This is a genomic window from Pseudomonas sp. P129, assembly GCF_020312195.1.
Classification (GTDB): Bacteria; Pseudomonadota; Gammaproteobacteria; order Pseudomonadales; family Pseudomonadaceae; genus Aquipseudomonas; species Aquipseudomonas fragariae.
The window spans coordinates 153,558-168,910 of the sequence record NZ_JAGPYS010000012.1 but is presented as its reverse complement, the minus strand read 5'-3'; the positions used below and the strand labels follow the sequence as shown (position 1 = coordinate 168,910).

10 protein-coding genes, 3 rRNA genes and 2 pseudogenes are annotated in these 15,353 nt (G+C 58.2%); 4 read left to right on the top strand and 11 right to left on the bottom strand.

Annotated features, from left to right (window positions below; all coding sequences use genetic code 11):
• The 3 genes from KBY02_RS22445 to rrf (KBY02_RS22435) form a co-directional block, all read left to right on the top strand.
• Nucleotides 1-75: ribosomal RNA gene (locus KBY02_RS22445) — 23S ribosomal RNA — on the top strand; the annotation flags it as partial.
• Nucleotides 76-233: 158 nt separating this feature from the next.
• Nucleotides 234-349, top strand: a 5S ribosomal RNA gene (gene rrf / locus KBY02_RS22440).
• A gap of 107 nt (nt 350-456) precedes the next feature.
• Nucleotides 457-572 (top strand): 5S ribosomal RNA (gene rrf, locus KBY02_RS22435).
• A gap of 117 nt (nt 573-689) precedes the next feature.
• Here rrf (KBY02_RS22435) and KBY02_RS22430 read toward each other — a convergent pair.
• From KBY02_RS22430 to KBY02_RS22400, 7 genes are all read right to left on the bottom strand, one after another.
• Nucleotides 690-1,169: an SRPBCC family protein gene (locus KBY02_RS22430; protein WP_104652888.1), complete on the bottom strand. Its 480-nt coding sequence runs from the start codon at nt 1,167-1,169 to the stop codon at nt 690-692.
• Between the two features lie 32 nt (nt 1,170-1,201).
• On the bottom strand, nt 1,202-4,648 hold the full coding sequence (locus KBY02_RS22425) for a non-ribosomal peptide synthetase (RefSeq protein ID WP_225650766.1): 3,447 nt from the start codon (nt 4,646-4,648) through the stop codon (nt 1,202-1,204).
• Nucleotides 4,645-5,592 (bottom strand): diiron oxygenase, encoded by a 948-nt coding sequence (locus KBY02_RS22420; RefSeq protein ID WP_103713648.1) that lies wholly within the window; start codon nt 5,590-5,592, stop codon nt 4,645-4,647. The genes KBY02_RS22425 and KBY02_RS22420 overlap by 4 nt, the downstream gene beginning before the upstream one ends.
• Nucleotides 5,593-5,634: 42 nt before the next feature.
• Entirely contained in the window at nt 5,635-6,411 is a 777-nt protein-coding gene (locus KBY02_RS22415; protein WP_225650765.1) for a DUF3050 domain-containing protein, read from the bottom strand.
• A gap of 818 nt (nt 6,412-7,229) precedes the next feature.
• Entirely contained in the window at nt 7,230-7,967 is a 738-nt protein-coding gene (locus tag KBY02_RS22410; RefSeq protein ID WP_003407917.1) for a GntR family transcriptional regulator, read from the bottom strand.
• 318 nt (nt 7,968-8,285) lie between these two features.
• A complete protein-coding gene (locus tag KBY02_RS22405) occupies nt 8,286-9,293 on the bottom strand; it encodes an aldo/keto reductase (RefSeq protein ID WP_024659488.1) in 1,008 nt (335 codons plus the stop codon).
• Between the two features lie 20 nt (nt 9,294-9,313).
• Nucleotides 9,314-10,003, bottom strand: coding sequence for an HAD-IA family hydrolase (locus KBY02_RS22400; protein ID WP_003407919.1), 690 nt, complete (start codon nt 10,001-10,003; stop codon nt 9,314-9,316).
• A 275-nt stretch (nt 10,004-10,278) separates the two neighbouring features.
• Here KBY02_RS22400 and KBY02_RS22395 point away from each other — a divergent pair, with 275 nt between their 5' ends.
• Entirely contained in the window at nt 10,279-11,760 is a 1,482-nt protein-coding gene (locus KBY02_RS22395) for a YdgA family protein (RefSeq protein ID WP_024643251.1), read from the top strand.
• A gap of 59 nt (nt 11,761-11,819) precedes the next feature.
• On the opposite strand, the pseudogene KBY02_RS26640 reads toward KBY02_RS22395, so the two are convergent.
• The 4 genes and pseudogenes from KBY02_RS26640 to acpP all read right to left on the bottom strand — a co-directional run.
• Nucleotides 11,820-12,176, bottom strand: a pseudogene (locus KBY02_RS26640) (methyl-accepting chemotaxis protein); the annotation flags it as partial.
• Between the two features lie 555 nt (nt 12,177-12,731).
• Nucleotides 12,732-13,838, bottom strand: a pseudogene (locus KBY02_RS26635) (FIST signal transduction protein); the annotation flags it as partial.
• A gap of 121 nt (nt 13,839-13,959) precedes the next feature.
• On the bottom strand, nt 13,960-14,760 hold the full coding sequence (locus KBY02_RS22385; protein ID WP_096135886.1) for a mechanosensitive ion channel family protein: 801 nt from the start codon (nt 14,758-14,760) through the stop codon (nt 13,960-13,962).
• Between the two features lie 170 nt (nt 14,761-14,930).
• Nucleotides 14,931-15,167: an acyl carrier protein gene (acpP, locus tag KBY02_RS22380; RefSeq protein WP_054091386.1), complete on the bottom strand. Its 237-nt coding sequence runs from the start codon at nt 15,165-15,167 to the stop codon at nt 14,931-14,933.
• Between the last annotated feature and the right edge of the window lie 186 nt (nt 15,168-15,353).

Below are 15,353 nucleotides of genomic sequence, written 5' to 3'. Positions count from 1 at the left end.
CGTTGATAGGTTGGGTGTGTAAGCGCTGTGAGGCGTTGAGCTAACCAATACTAATTGCCCGTGAGGCTTGACCATATAACACCCAAGCAATTTGTGTCGAATGACCAGATTGCGGTGACTGTGAAGATGACACGAACCGAAAGTTTGCGTCACGAATGACACCTGAAACAGCTTGATATCACATACCCGATTTGCTGAAGCGCGCCGCAGGGCACGATTCGGTACCCGAATTTCTTGACGACCATAGAGCATTGGAACCACCTGATCCCATCCCGAACTCAGTAGTGAAACGATGTATCGCCGATGGTAGTGTGGGGTTTCCCCATGTGAGAGTAGGTCATCGTCAAGATTGAATTCCAGAAACCCTCTTCGCTTACGCGTTGAGGGTTTTTGTTTAAGTAGAAGTCACCAAAATTCGCTGGAACGTTACCTGTTAACGGATCGGCAACAGAATTTCTTGACGACCATAGAGCATTGGAACCACCTGATCCCATCCCGAACTCAGCAGTGAAACGGTGTATCGCCGATGGTAGTGTGGGGTTTCCCCATGTGAGAGTAGGTCATCGTCAAGATTGAATTCCGAAACCCCTCATCGCTTACGCGATGAGGGGTTTTGTCGTTATGGGGCATCAAATAAAAAAGCCCGCTCAGGCACTCGCTCCGAGCGGGCTGCTGTGATGCAGCGTCAATCAGCCAAACAGGCTGCGCACGTTACTCATTGCGCCATCTGCAAACCCCTGAAGAAACGCCTCGAATGCATCCCCTTCAGGCCCATTCTCAACAGGGTCGGCAACAATCGTCCAACTGGCGATGCAGGTATCGCCGTCACCGGTTGCTTCAACAGTCATTGCCGCCCACAGATTGCTGACCGGCAAGCTGGTGTGGATCAGTGACCAGGTCATATAAAGCGCTTGATCGTCCCTGGAGTTCAGTTGTTCGATGGCCACGTTGCCATCCTTGAACAGCTTGCTGCGAACCGAGCCCGGACCTTCGCCAGTGACTTCGATGCTCTCCAGCGCCGGTATGAATGCCTGGAAGCCACCGAAATTGCCGACGACAGCCCACACGCTGTCCGCATCACCGGAGACTTCCACGGCGGACACCACTCGGCATGCCTCTGGGTTCTTGATAAGGGTGTCGGGTTTCAGATTGCTATGAAGTGTGTTCATGTCGTTCTCCATTTATCTCAGGGGGTAATGGCTCAGATGAAGTCGATTTCTTTCAGGTAATCGCAGCCCCTGCGCAGTAACGCCGGAGTCTTTTGCGGGTATTGCTCGCCCATGCGACGAATGCCGTTCAGGGTGTTGCGGTGCTCGATCATCGAGATATCGCCGATGTCTTCTTCAAACCCGTCCAGATAGAACCCCAGCACGCCAAACAGCGCGTTCTGGCTGTCGACGCGCCTGAGTTGCATCTGCCATTGCTCGACGCTGACCAGCTCGAACTGACGCCCTGCCTCGCGGAAGGCGTGCACGTAGTCGCCCCAGCTCAAGGGCTCGGGGTTATGCAGGTTGAACACCGCGTGTTCTGGCTGGTAACGGCTGGCATGGAAGCCGATGAAACGCGCCAGAAAGTCCACCGGCATCAGGTCGAAGTTAATGGCGAATGCCGGAACCTGACCCAGTTGCAGCGAACCCTTGAGCATCAGCATCAAGCGGTTTTTCTGTGGCTGACACACGCCGGTAACGCTGTTGAAGGCGATGTTGCCGGGGCGATAGATGTTCACCCACACACCTTGGTCCCGGGCACATTGCAGGATGCGCTCAGCCACCCATTTGGAGAGGTTGTAGCCATTCTTGATGTAGATCGGCGGGGTCGTGGCAGCGGGCTGTTCAAGCACATTACCGGCGGCATCGATGGCACTGCAGGCAGACAACGTCGACACGAAATTGAAGATCTTTTTACTGCGCCCTTCACACAGCTTGAGGCATTCAAAGACCGGGGCGACATTGTCTTTGACCAGGCTTTCATAGTCCTGAACATGGTTCACATTGGCAGCGTTGTGCACCAACGCACCAAACTCGAGATCCAGCCGCTCATACACCGCTTCACTGAGCCCCAACCGGGGCTTGGTCAGGTCAGCGGGGTAGACCTTCACGCGGCTCAGGTCCAGGTGATCCAGACGGTTTTCCCGCAGGGCATGTTCGAAGCGCTGTTGCGCGCTTTGTCCAGAAGCCTCGCGCACCAGGCAGGCGATCTCGGTCGCCCCCCGGTTGAGCAGCGCTTCGACGATATGCACACCCAGAAAGCCATTGGCACCCGTGACAATCACTTTATGAACATCACCCAGCCTGCTGACGGGCAATGTAGCCAGCTGAAAGTCCGGCTTGGCATCCCGCAGGGCCTGAGCACTGAGGACGCCCGCCGAGGTGCCGTCGCTGTCGATAAGGCTGGCCAGTGTCAGCACCGTCGGTGCTTCGATAAAGCGATTGATCGGAATGCTGCGCCCAAAGCGTTCGCGAACCCCCAGCAACAGCCGCGACAGCAGGATCGAGTGACCACCGAGATTGAAAAAGCTGTCATCAGTCGAGATATCGTCTGGCGGCAGCTCCAGCAGCTCGCTCCATAGCCCCAGCAGCGCCTGTTGCTGCTCAGTCTCGGGCAGCCGACGAGCGTGCTGCCCGATAAAGCTCAGCGGTATTTCCAGAAGCGCTTTGCGATCGACCTTGCCGTTGCTGGCGAACGGCATGCCGGGCAACATCGTGTAGACGGCGGGATGCATGTAATCAGGCAACAGGCGTTGTACATGCGCTTTCAGTGCCTGTTCGTCATGCTCAAGGTACGGTTGAGCGAGAAACGCCAGAATTCGTCGCTGTCTGTCGATCACCACGGCAACCTGTCGATACAGTCCGCTGTCACGCAGGCAATGCTCGATCTCTTCCGGCTCGACCCGAAAGCCGCGAATCTTCACCTGATTATCACGACGTCCGCTGAGGACGATGCCGTCAGCCGTCCACTTGGCGATGTCGCCGGTGCGATAGGCACGCATAAGCTGGCCATCCGGCTTCGTCAGCCACACATAGCGCTCGGCGGTAAGCGCGGGATTGTTTACATAGCCCAGACAGACGCCGGGACCGATGATGTACAGCTCACCCTGAGTCTGTTCGGCCACGGGCTGCAATTGCTCGTCCAGAATCCACGCCTGGCTGTTGGCGATCGGTCGGCCCAGATGGCGGTTGCTGCTGGACGGCCCGAACTCGCAGGCGGTGACCAACACCGTGGCCTCGGTGGGGCCGTACAGGTTGTGGAAATGACATTGCCCGGTGAGTTGCGCAATCACGTGCGGCTCACAGACGTCGCCTCCGGTCATGACATGCTCAAGCCCCAGCGGTTGATCCAGCGGCAGGATGCTCAACAGCGCCGGCGGCAGGAATGCATGGGTGATGCCTTGTTGCAGCACGCTGACCAACTGCAACGGATCACGTCGCTGGTCTTCATCGGGGACCACCAGCTCGGCGCCACTGAGCCAGGTGGGGAAAATGTCGATGATCGACGAGTCGAAACTCAGCGTAGAGAATTGCAGCACCCGGCTGTGTTCGTTCAGGCTCACATGCTCGGCATACCAGGCGGTGAAGTGGCTGAGATTACGCTGGCTGAGCAATACGCCTTTCGGCTGCCCGGTGGTGCCCGACGTGTACAGCGCCATGCAGGGCGCATCCTGATCGGTAGCAACGCGTACATGGGTTGAAGCTCCATCCCCCACAGGAACCGCAGCGATATCCAGCGCCGGAAATTCCGCAGCCGCCAGCGGGTGCGAGCCATCGTGCAGCAACAGCATCGCTCCCGAGTTTTCCAGAATGTACTGCTGACGCTGCACGGGCTGGCCGGGATCAAGTGGCAGGTAAACCGCACCGCAACCCAGAACCGCGAGAATGCCCGCATACAGCTCGGCTGACTTGTGCAGGCAGATACCGATCACGGCAGGTGTGCCGGCTTTCGCGTGCGCCAGCAACGGCTGCAGCAAGCTTTGGATGGCGAGACTGTGCGCGTGCAGTTGCCGATAGCTGAGCGTCCGGTTGCGAACGGACAGTGCCGGGCGTTCGGCAAACTTCAGCAGCGCCTGCTCCAGCCGCTCGGTGATGGGTGTTTCGGACAGTTTCAGCAGATGCGGTTGATCTGTCTGATTGAAACGATGCTCGAACAGCAATTGATCAACCGCCTGCAAGCCGTGCTGCCGATCGCTCCGGGCGGGTGTGACGCTTGTCATACCGTTGAGACAGTCTTCATCTCTGGATAACCGGCTGATCTGCAATGTCGCCAGATCCACCATGGCTGCGACAGCGGCATCACGCAGTACCCGCCCGTTGCCTGATTCCTCGACCGCAAGCCACTTATGAACGATCAAACGTCGAGCCTCGGCTGCGCCATGCCAGCACAGCAATTCCAGCCGGGGTAATCCGTGATCCAGCGCCTTGCTGAAACCGACCCGCAGTCGCAGCTGCGTGGAGTGGCCGAACGCATTCAGTTGTTCCTCGAACAGGTCCAGGCTGCCGTCTTCGATCAGCACGCCGCCATCAGGCACCGTCAACGCGTCCAGCGCCTGCTGATCAGACAGATGCCGCACGCCATGCCCGTGGTCCAGCAGCTCGCTATTCAGTTCACTCAAGGTCAGGCTGTGACCGATGAGCACAATCTCCAGGCGCTTCATTGCAGCGTCCCCTGCGCAGGCAGATAGTCCGCCAGCGCCCGCTGCACACAAGGATCGTCCAGCATCGAGCTGTTCTTGAAGAAACGCACGATGTTGGCCACCAGTGGATGATGGCGGTTGACTGGAAAACTCACAGCCCTGGTCTCATCCCTGAGCGCCTGCTTGACGGTGTCCGGCACCTGCAGGTGGTCGATCAGGGTGAAGTCGAAGCCATTCTGAATATCGTTGGTCAGGTATTGAGCGATGAACACCGGCATGATGCGGGCGATGGATTCCCGGTCCTGTCGGGGAGCGGTGTGCCAGTAGATGCGTACCAGCCGCGCCCAGAAGCCCGAGTGACGCCCCTCGTCCAGCAAGTGGTCGGCCATCAGCCCCTTCACCGATTGCTTGACCGATTCGTCCTTGGCGAACGCCGCCACGTCATTGGTCACGGTGTTCTCCGCGATGGCGACACAGATCAGCTCCACCGCGCTGCGCAGATGCTCGGGGGCCAGAGCCAGTGCGGCGGGAATGGCCCGGCTGAGTTCAATCTCGTCCGGCAACGGGATAGGCTCAATACCTGTCAGGGCGATGGTCTGTTGCATGAAGTCCATCGCCACCAGTGCGTGGTAGTCCTCATCGACCACCACCGTCATCGCGTCATAGCGACAGGCAAACGGGAAGCGAATCGCGAAGTTGTCCTTGGCGATACTGCGCGCGGTCCTGTCGACGATCTCGGTCTCGAAGATCACCACATCGTTGATGAACTTGTAGAGGCTCTGCACCAGCGCGTAATCGCGCCAATGCGTGCACTCGCGGGTGAACGTGTCACTGAGTACCAGCGGCTGTCGGCTGAGGGGGTAGATGAGTTTTTCATCGTTCTCGACCATCCTGCGTGGACGCGTACGAATGGTGGCGCGACCTTCCCACGCATCGATGAACGACATGTAGTCTTCTGCTTTCATGATGGCTTCCTTGTAAAGGCTTCAGGGTGTTGCGAGCGGGTCCTACGCGCTGGCCTGCATGCGCGGCGTTCGCATGCTCAGGCGCAGCGTGTCCCATAGCCGGATCCTGCTTTCCACAGCCGCGATGGCGGTCTGATAAACCTCTCGTTCGCGCTGCGTGTCGCCAGCAACCAGACGAGCCAGCAACTGCTCTGCTGCCGGGCCGTGATCTTCAGCGTCCACTTCGATGTGGCGCTCCAGGTAGTAGCGGAAGGTGGGTGCCTGGTCGGCGGTAATGCCCCAGTCATCGAGGATGGTCTGGAACATCAGCGGGATGACACTCTCGCGACCATGCAGAAAGGCCGCAGCAACGCTGTGTGCCGGCGCATGCAGGGCGATGTCGAGGGTGTGTGTCACGAATGCCGTCGCCGCCTGCCCCGCGTCGACGTGTTGCAGCGCAGTGGTGTAACGCATGCCCTGTCTCTGCAGTTCGATGAAGCGCTCGATCTGTACCGTGCTCGCGCCAATCTCGCGCATCGCATCCAGGTACAGCTCGAAGTGGCTGTAATGACCCGCGCCCAGTCGGTCATCGGACTCCTCCCCCAGCACGATCTCGTTGATCAGGCGGGCAGCGGAAGCATCTGTCGACGGCAACCACGGCAATTGGGTGCAGGTCAGTTCCTGTTGCAGGCGCTTGGTCAGCGACATGAAATCCCAGACCGCGAATACATGGGTTTCCATAAAACGTCGGAGTACATCCAGTGCCGTGATTTCTGCAAAGATCGGATGACGGCCAAGTTCAACTTTCTTGTGTGCGAGCAGTGTTTTTTCACAAAGCATAGTGATGTCCCTATTGTCATGGTGGTGGTCAGTGTTAATGCAGTTACTCAAGGGGTGAGCGTTATCGGCAGTGCGACGATGACACGTAATAAAGTCCCCGAATGCGAGGCGAACAAGGGCCTGAAGTGTGAGGGCTGATTTGCCACAAACACGCATCGGTTATTGAATTACACGATACAGCGCAACGCCGGTTTACCGAGCCTTGGCCCTTGTGGGGCAAGGTGTTCACCCCGGCATGCCGTCGATAACACGGCCGGCGAAGAAAACTTAAAACAAATTTAACAAGGGCTGCAATCGTTTTTTAATAATAATTAAAGGGGGTGTTTTTTGAGGGTGTAAGTGGCTATATAAAACGTCGGGTGTACGTTTTACAGGCGCGCAGACAACCCTTCCGACTGATTAAGTCAGAATTATTAATAATGAGCGAATGCCTCGCCCAGCGTTGCCGATGTGCTGAATAATCAGGGTTCTGGATTTTTTTAATGGGCGAAGTTGGAAATGACTTCCACTGTCTGTTTGCCCCGTTCAACAACTCCTTATCCATTGAGTTCATATGAACAGAGAACCGCTCCGATCCTGCGCGAGCCGTTCAGCCGTAGCCAGGGAACATCCTCCGGTTGGTTTCCTCAGCGTCACGGCCGAGTTTGCCTCATTCCAGCGTTGGGCCATCCGGCAGATCAGGAAAATAGCGATAAAAACGCCATGTCGGGGTTGAGCCTGGCGATACGCCGACGAGGTGTGAAGCGGAGGGCGGGAGGTACAAGCGGTCAAGCCGCAGACGTTGTGTCACCGCCTGCTGGATAGACCGCCTTGATGATTCAGGCGGGGTTTTTCTTCGTTGCGCGGGGCGGCTTGGCCTTGGTGGCCTTTTTGCTGTTCAGGTATTGAGTGACGGCCTGAACACCTCGGTTGAGGTGGTACTGCAGCGCTTCGACACAGGGTTCGATCGCTTTCTGCTCGGCGAGCCGCAACAGCTGCCAATGGTCATCCTGAGAAAGCTTGCCCAGGCCCATGTCGGAAAGATTGAAACGCAGGAAGCGTTCTTCTTCGTTCAGGCCTTCTTCAACCAGACGCATGAGACGCGTGTTGTGGGTCTTGGCATACAGCGAAAGGTGGAACATCCGATTGAGTCTGCCGATCTGGCCGAAATCCGTCTCGACTTCAAGCTGCTCGATGTAGCCCTTGGCCGCCGCCAGATCGTCGGCATCCAGCAACGGGATAGACAGACGCAACGCTTCGGATTCCAGCAGTATGCGCAGGGCATAGGCGTCCACTGCGTCTTCGGTGATCAGCGGCGCGACCACCGCGCCCTTGTGCGTTTCGACACGCAGCAGCGACTGCGCCTCGAGCTGGCGCAGTGCTTCGCGCACAGGCATGCGGCTGACGCCAAACAGCGTCGCCAGTTCCTGTTGGCGCAATGCCGTGCCGCTTGGCAGGCTGCCATCGATAATGGCGTTTCGCAGCTTTTCTTCAATCACGGTTCTGGCAAGGTGCGCCGGAGGCTGCTCATTGCCCAGTACGGAGCCCAGAAAGGCTTCTCTATCTGATTTGCGCATTGGCCTACTTCTTCATCAACCCTGGCTGGACAATGTCCAATTAATCGCTTTGTTGCCGACAGACTAGCCAAGACTTGCCAGTCCGTCGCGAAAATACAAACATCATCATGTTTAACGGCGAGCAGCGAATCGCACTGCAGCCCGGCGAGCTCGACAAAATACGCGTCTATCTTAGCGCTCATCGACCTCACGTACCGAGTGCGTATTCACAGGTAACAGGAGTTTCACGTGTTGTTTTTATGACATTGCGCTCTGAAACGACCGGTCCAGAGCGCAACCGTGACACGCTCGCGGCATAAGGCCGCAGGCGTGATCGTCTCAGCGCGTCAGGCGGCCGGAAACGAAGTGCTGAACGTCATTGAAGCCGGGCGTCGACGCATGGCCGGGGGTCACCAGCGAATCGATGAACGCCTCGTCTTCAGCGGTGATATCCACCGTGAGTGCCTTGGTATACCCGTCCCACTGCTGCTCGGTTCTTGGTCCGACGATGGCTGAGGTCACGGCCTGGTTGTTGAGCACCCAGGCAATGGCGAACTCGACAATGCCGACGCCTTTGTCCTGCACATACGCCTGAATTCGCTGCGCGATACGCAACGACTCCATGCGCCATTCGGTTTCCAGCAGTCGCTTGTCCTGACGTCCGGCGCGGCTCTCGCTGTCGGGAGCGATGTCCGGAGCGTATTTACCACTGAGCACACCGCGGGCGAGCGGGCTGTAGGGCACGACGCCCAGGCCATGATGTGCGGCTGCAGTGATCTGCTCGACCTCGGCCTGGCGGTTGACGATGTTGTACAGCGGCTGGCTGATGACCGGCTTGTCCACGCCCAGGCGTTGCGCAACGTTGACGATTTCAGCAATTCGCCAGCCGCGGAAGTTCGACACGCCCCAATAGCGGATCTTGCCTTGCCGGATCAGATCGCCAATCGCCGACACCGTCACTTCCAGCGGCGTGTCGTGATCTTCCTTGTGCAGGTAATAGATATCCACATAGTCGGTATCCAGCCGCCGCAGGCTGTTCTCGATGGCATTGAACATGTGCTTGCGGTTCAGACCGGCCCGATTGGGCACACCATCGGACGGGCCGATCGCGACCTTGGTGGCCAGCACCCAGTCGCTGCGCTGTGCCGCGATGGCCCGGCCGACGATTTCCTCCGAGCGCCCGGCGTTATAGACATCCGCCGTGTCGATGAAATTGATGCCTTGATCCCTGGCCTTGTCGATGATGCGCAGCGATTCCTCGGCAGCGGTCTGCTCACCGAACATCATCGAGCCGAGTGTCAGTGTGGAAACCTTGAGGCCGGACTGGCCAAGGGTTCGATAATTCATGCTCAGCATCTCCATGTCATTCAGGCGAGCTCAGGCAACCCCCACGCCTTGAGCGGGAAGTCGGCCAGCGAGCCCAGCAGCAGGTCCGCATGCTCGTATTGCTCGACCGGCATATGCGAGTCCGGCACGGCCACCGCGTACATCCCGGCAGCCTTGGCGGCGGTCACACCGAATGGCGAGTCTTCGAAGACCAGGCAATCGGCGGGCGAGACGCCAAGACGGCGGGCGGCGACCAGAAAGATGTCCGGGGCTGGCTTGGCAGCGCCGACTTCCGGGTCGTCGGCGGTGACGACGGTGTCGAACAGCTCGAACCATGCGCGGTGCAGGGTGGTCTTGGCCTCGAAGTAATGCACCGACGAGCTGGTGCCCACGGCGATCGGAATATTATGCGCAGCCAGATGACGGACCAGCGCTTCGGCACCCGGCATGGCTGCGGCGCGCGGGAAACGCTCTTCAAGCATGGGCTCTCTGACTTCGAGAAACTCGTCGATCGACATCGGCAGCTCCAGCGCCTTGATCACGTAGTCCGAGAAGTCCCGGGCACCGCGGCCAATGGTGTGCTGCTTGACCGACCAGTCGAAGGTGCGACCGTGGCGGCTGGCAATCAAGTGGGTGACTTCGGTGTAAACCCCCTCGGTGTCCAGCAACAGGCCATCCATGTCGAAAATGACGGCCTTGATCGGGCCTCGTTGTTTTTGCTGCTCGCTCATGTGATCACGTCCTGTTCGCAAATTCGTTTCAGCCTAACGTTTCCGGGAAGGCTGTGGCTAGGGTCTGTTTCAAAACCTTTCCGCGGGATTGGCATGCGCAACAAAAGGCACAAGGCCATGTCCAACGCGCTTACAGAAGGGCGACGCGCCCACAGAAATGGCCATGAAGGCTGGGCTCTCGGGATCTGCCGATGATAGTCTCTCGCGGCTTTCAATCGGCGCTGCCGCTCCCGGTACGACTTTCCCATCATCAGAACGGATATCTTCACGTCACTATGAATAAATCAGCAGGTATAGCGATTGGCGTCATCGTCGTAGCGGGCGCACTGGCTACGGCTGGTGCCTGGTACACCGGCAATCAACTGGAAGGCGCGCTGAACGACTCGATCAGCAAGGCCAATCAGGAGCTGGCCAAGTCGTTCAAAGGCACGGACACCAGCGTCAAACTGGAAATGCTCTCGCTCGACAAGCACTTCTTCAGCAGCACGGCGCACTACCGCGTCGACATCCAGAACCTGTCCGATAGCACCCAGGGCGGCCAGTTCTTGTTTGTCGACCATATCGAGCACGGCCCCATTCCGCTGTCGCATCTGAAGACGCTGAACCTGCTGCCGGTCATGGCCCTGAGCAATTTCCAGATGGAAAAAAGCCCCAGCGCCGAGAAATGGTTCGCCATGAGCAAGGACGTTCCACCGCTCACGGGTCAGGCCAGCATCGGCTATGACCGCGCCACCAAAGGCACGCTGCAGATGGCTCCGCTGGAAATGACCGACGTCGACGGCACGTTCCGTTTTTCAGGTCTGGACCTGAACGCCGAGTCGTCCGCTGACGCGGAGAAATTCAGCCTTGCGGGCAACATGGACAATTTGCAACTCAATGTCGCGTCGCCCGACGGCCCGGTCAGCATCGAAATCAAAGGCATGACCTTCGACACGGGTGGTACCAAAGGCAAGTCCGGTTTCTATCTGGGCCACACCAACATGAAAATCCAGAACGCGGGTTTCCAGGTGGTGGGCAAGCCACAGGTGCAGATTCGCGATTTCACCAACACCAACCTGGCGCAGGAAGATGCCGGTAACCTGGCAGCCCAGATCAACTACGATGCCGGCATGATTGCCTACGCGGGCAAGGACGTCGGTTCTGCGCACATGGGCTTCAAGATCGCCAACTTCGATGTGCTGGCGACTCAGGCGCTGTATCAGTTGTATCAGGATAAAATCCTGCCTCAGCAGCAACAGGCCGCGCAGGAGAAACGTCCGTTCCGCCTGGAGCTGAGCCCGGCTGATCAGGAGCTGATGAACACCCAGATGAAAACGCTGCTGGCGGCCAAACCGCACATCGAGCTGGAAAAGCTCTCGCTCAAGACCAGCAACGGTGAAAGCCACATGCGTATCGCCGTGGACCTGGCCGATCCAGGCCCGCTCGATCAGCCTTCCGATGCGCTGCTCATGAAGAGCCTGGGCGAAGTCAACGCCAGGGTCGTCCTGTCCAAGCCGATGATTCGCGACCTCGCGACCCAGCAAGCCATGCGTGAAGGCCAGACCGACCTCAAGGTCATCGCCGATCAGGCCAAGGCCGCTGGCGACATGGCCAGCGCCATGGCCGAGATGATGCAACTGGCCAAGGTCGACGGCGACAACATCGTCTCCGACCTGCATTACGCCAACCAGATGGTCGACTTCAACGGCCAGAAAATGACCGTGCAGCAGTTCATGAGCAACGTCATGGGCAAGGTCGGCGTGCTGGGTAACCAGTAAGCCGCCTGTAACTCGGTCTGCGTCAGGACGGGCAATATGCCGCCCTGACGCAGGCGCTGCTACTGAGTCAGCCCGCGCAGGGTATCCGCCAGTTGCCGGGTACGCTGCGAGGTGCCCGCCGTCATGTCGCTGGAGCCTTCCAGTTCCGACAGCAGCCCCGTCAGCGTTCCGACCTCAAGGGACTGCTCCTCGATGTGCTGCGCCACCTTGCGAATCTCCTCGGCCAGGCGCTCGATATCGGTGCCGATGTCGTTGGCGTTCTGCGACGTCTTCTGCGCCAGCTGGCGCACTTCATCGGCCACCACGGCAAAGCCACGTCCCATTTCACCCGCCCGTGCAGCCTCGATGGCGGCGTTCAGCGCCAGCAGGTTGGTCTGTCCGGCGATCTGCTGGATCGTCTGCACCACCGACTGAATGCGCAGGCTGGACCTGGCCAGCTCCCGCGAGCCCAGCACCACCTCGTCCGCCTGACTGACCAGGCTTTTGACGGTATTGCCCGCTTTGTCGATAACCGTTTCCTGCTGGGTGATGGTCTGCGACAGCTCGTCCATCGACACATGCAGCTCGCCAGAGTAGTGGCGCAACTGAGCGGCGATTTCTTCCTGATCATGGTGGGCCTTGACCAGCACCTCGCCGAGGTCGCTCAGGCCTCCGAACACCGGGCGGATCTGCTCGTCCAGACCACTCGGGTCAATGGTTTGCACGAAGTTACGCTGCTTGAACTGATCGATCTGCTTGACCACCACATGGCTCAGACCAGCCAGCTTCTTGATCTGCCGGCGCAGAAAGAACGCCTTGAACTCGCCGTAATAGGCGATGAAGTTATCGATGTAGTCGTCGCGGAACGGCTGGCCTTCGGGCACTTTGAAAAAGAACACGGCGGTGAGCGTCTGGTTGAGGTTCAACCCCAGAATCTCGCCAAAGGTCGAGAAGCCCACCACCGGCGTCGCACCGAACACATCGTTCATCCGGCCCAGCTCACTGCCGTTGTTCAGGCGCCGCAGGATGCAGTCGCTCAACAGACCCAGCAGCGGCTTTCCGGACTTGCCCTGCAGAAAGCGCGCGAAGTCGTTGCGCGTGGTGTCGATCATGGATGTTCGTTTGACCATCACCAGCTCTTCGCCGGGCGCCACGTCGCAGAACAGGTGAACCCGCTCGCTTTCATAATCGATGCGCGCAATCGAGCGCACGAACAGCTCTTCGCCCACCCGGATGGCGAACGAGTACTGCGCCAGCTTGCCCTCCAGCTCATGCCGCTCGCACTTGAGCGCGTCACACAGCGCCGCAACCATGGTGGCGATCTCGCCTCTGGCGTTGACCACCTGGCTGATGTAACGCTCCTCCAGGGAGGCCGTCAGCACACTCAGGCTCAGTGGCGTCGGCTCGAAGTTCTGGCTCTTGAAGACGCCGAAGCGCACGTTTTTTGCGCTCTTGAGAAACACCACCTGGGCATGATTTTCGTAGCTGCGTTTGCCGTCGTGAATCAAGGTCTTCTTGAAGTCGCCTTTGCCCCCCGCAGAACCGCCGACGAACAGGCACGGAAAGCGCCCGGACTCATACAGCGCTTCCATGAAGAACGACTCCGACGCCGACAGCCCGTCGAACGTGACGTAGGCCAGCGTATCGCGGTGGTCGATGGGGGTGTTGATCTGCGTGCGCTTGATCGAGTCGGTCAGGCGCGCAATGCGCTCACGCATCGACAGTCGCTTGCCCGCGCCGCGAATGTCTTCGCTGTGCAGCGGAATGTGTAACACCTCCGCACTCTTGATGACGCTTGAGTCGAACAGCGCAAGGACAATCCTGTCCCACTGGTTATCCGCCGCGCAGTACAGCGAATCATTGCCCGAGCACAGTTCGCCTGACGTTGTGCACAGGCTGATCTTCGCGTTGGGAAAGCGCGCAGCGACAGACTTGGCCACCTGATCGAAGTCGACGTGCGGCGAAACGAAACCGGTCAGATAGACCGGATCGAAGCTCAGCGCAGACAGCTTGGCGTTCAATTCTCGGGCGGACGTAATGACACTGATGGCGCCCTCGGTCCGCGACGTGCCGGCCCGAAAACGAGATAAAAGGCTCATGGTTAAACCCGTAAAGATAAAAAAGCAGAGGCCACGCGGAATATGGACCGATCCTTATTGATCGGCTGCCAACAGGTTGGGGTGAGCTTGAAGGGCGATGAATTTTGCCTATGCGTGCCGCTCAGGACAGGTGCAGCATCAACGCTCTGATGAGGGCGAGCGTCTGGCGATGCACCGAATCATAATGATCATTGTGGCAATAGGGCCGTACCGACAGGGTGATGGAGTCGGCCGTTGTGGAGGACAGGTGCACATCGACAGCGGGGCTGCTCAGTACATTGGGCAGGCGGGCGATCTGATCCTTGAGGCGCGGGATGATCTTCTGCTCGTCGGCGGTGCCTGGCAATGTCGCGGTCAGTTCGACGCTGCGAAAAGCATTGCTGGAAAAATTGACGATCGTGTCAGAGAAGATCTTGTTGTTGCCCACCAGATTCAGCACGTTTTCCGGAGTGTTGATCGACGTGACGAACAAGCCGATTTCGACAACGGTCCCGGTCACGCCCGCCGCCGAAATCAGATCGCCGACCTTGAAGGGCCGCAGCACGATGATGAACCCCCCCGCTGCCAGATTGGCCAGCAAACCCGACCAGGCCATGCCGATCGCCAGCGCCACGGCCGCCAGCAGCGCCGCAAAACTGGTGGTCTCGATGCCGCAATAGCTCAGAATGGCGATCACCAGAATGATATGCAGCGTCACCGTGATGAACGAGCCGACATAGCGCAGAACCGTCGGATCAAACCGCTGCCGCGTCAGCGAACGCTGCGCCATCCTGACCAGTACGCCGATCAGCCAGCGACCCACTATCCACAACAAGGCTGCGATCACCAGCCTCAGAACAACAGTCGTCCCGTACTGCAGAACGACATTGAACAACGAGTTGATTCCGTCAGTGCCAATATTGATGACATTCAGCGCATCCATCACCGCTACTCCCGACTGCAGGGCTCGCCCGGCAGATGGCCTGACGAGCGGAGCCGTACATTGAAGGGAAAAGCGGGGAGGCGGCTACTGGTAGTTTTGACTGGAGGCAAAGGGCCTGCAACTGGTGTTGGGGGCTCAGCAGATGTTGTGGGCTTTTAGCCTACTCGTGTCTATTTTTTGTTTTTTGAGATGTAGTCAACTATGTTTTGCACCGTTTTGAATTTTTCAAAGTTTTCATCCGGGATCTTGATGTTGAATTCTTCTTCCAGAGCCATGCCGAGCTCGACAATTTCTAAACTGCTACCCTTGAGATCCTTGGTTATGTCAGATGTCGGTTTTACATCTTCTTGCGCTGCTTCCAAATGCTCGGCCACCAATTCTTTTACACGTGTCATTACATCTACCATGATGATCATCTCCTTGATTGCTTTTTTTTACTGACTACTGAAGGCCTAAAATTAGGCCGCAGCAGAAAAGCTGTCTACTGACATTAATAACAGCTGTTCAACAGTGGGAGGTCTGAGCAGTTTGGCCATGCTCGTATTAAGCCCATCGAGAAATCGCTAAACTCGCCACCTCACAAGGACGACTCA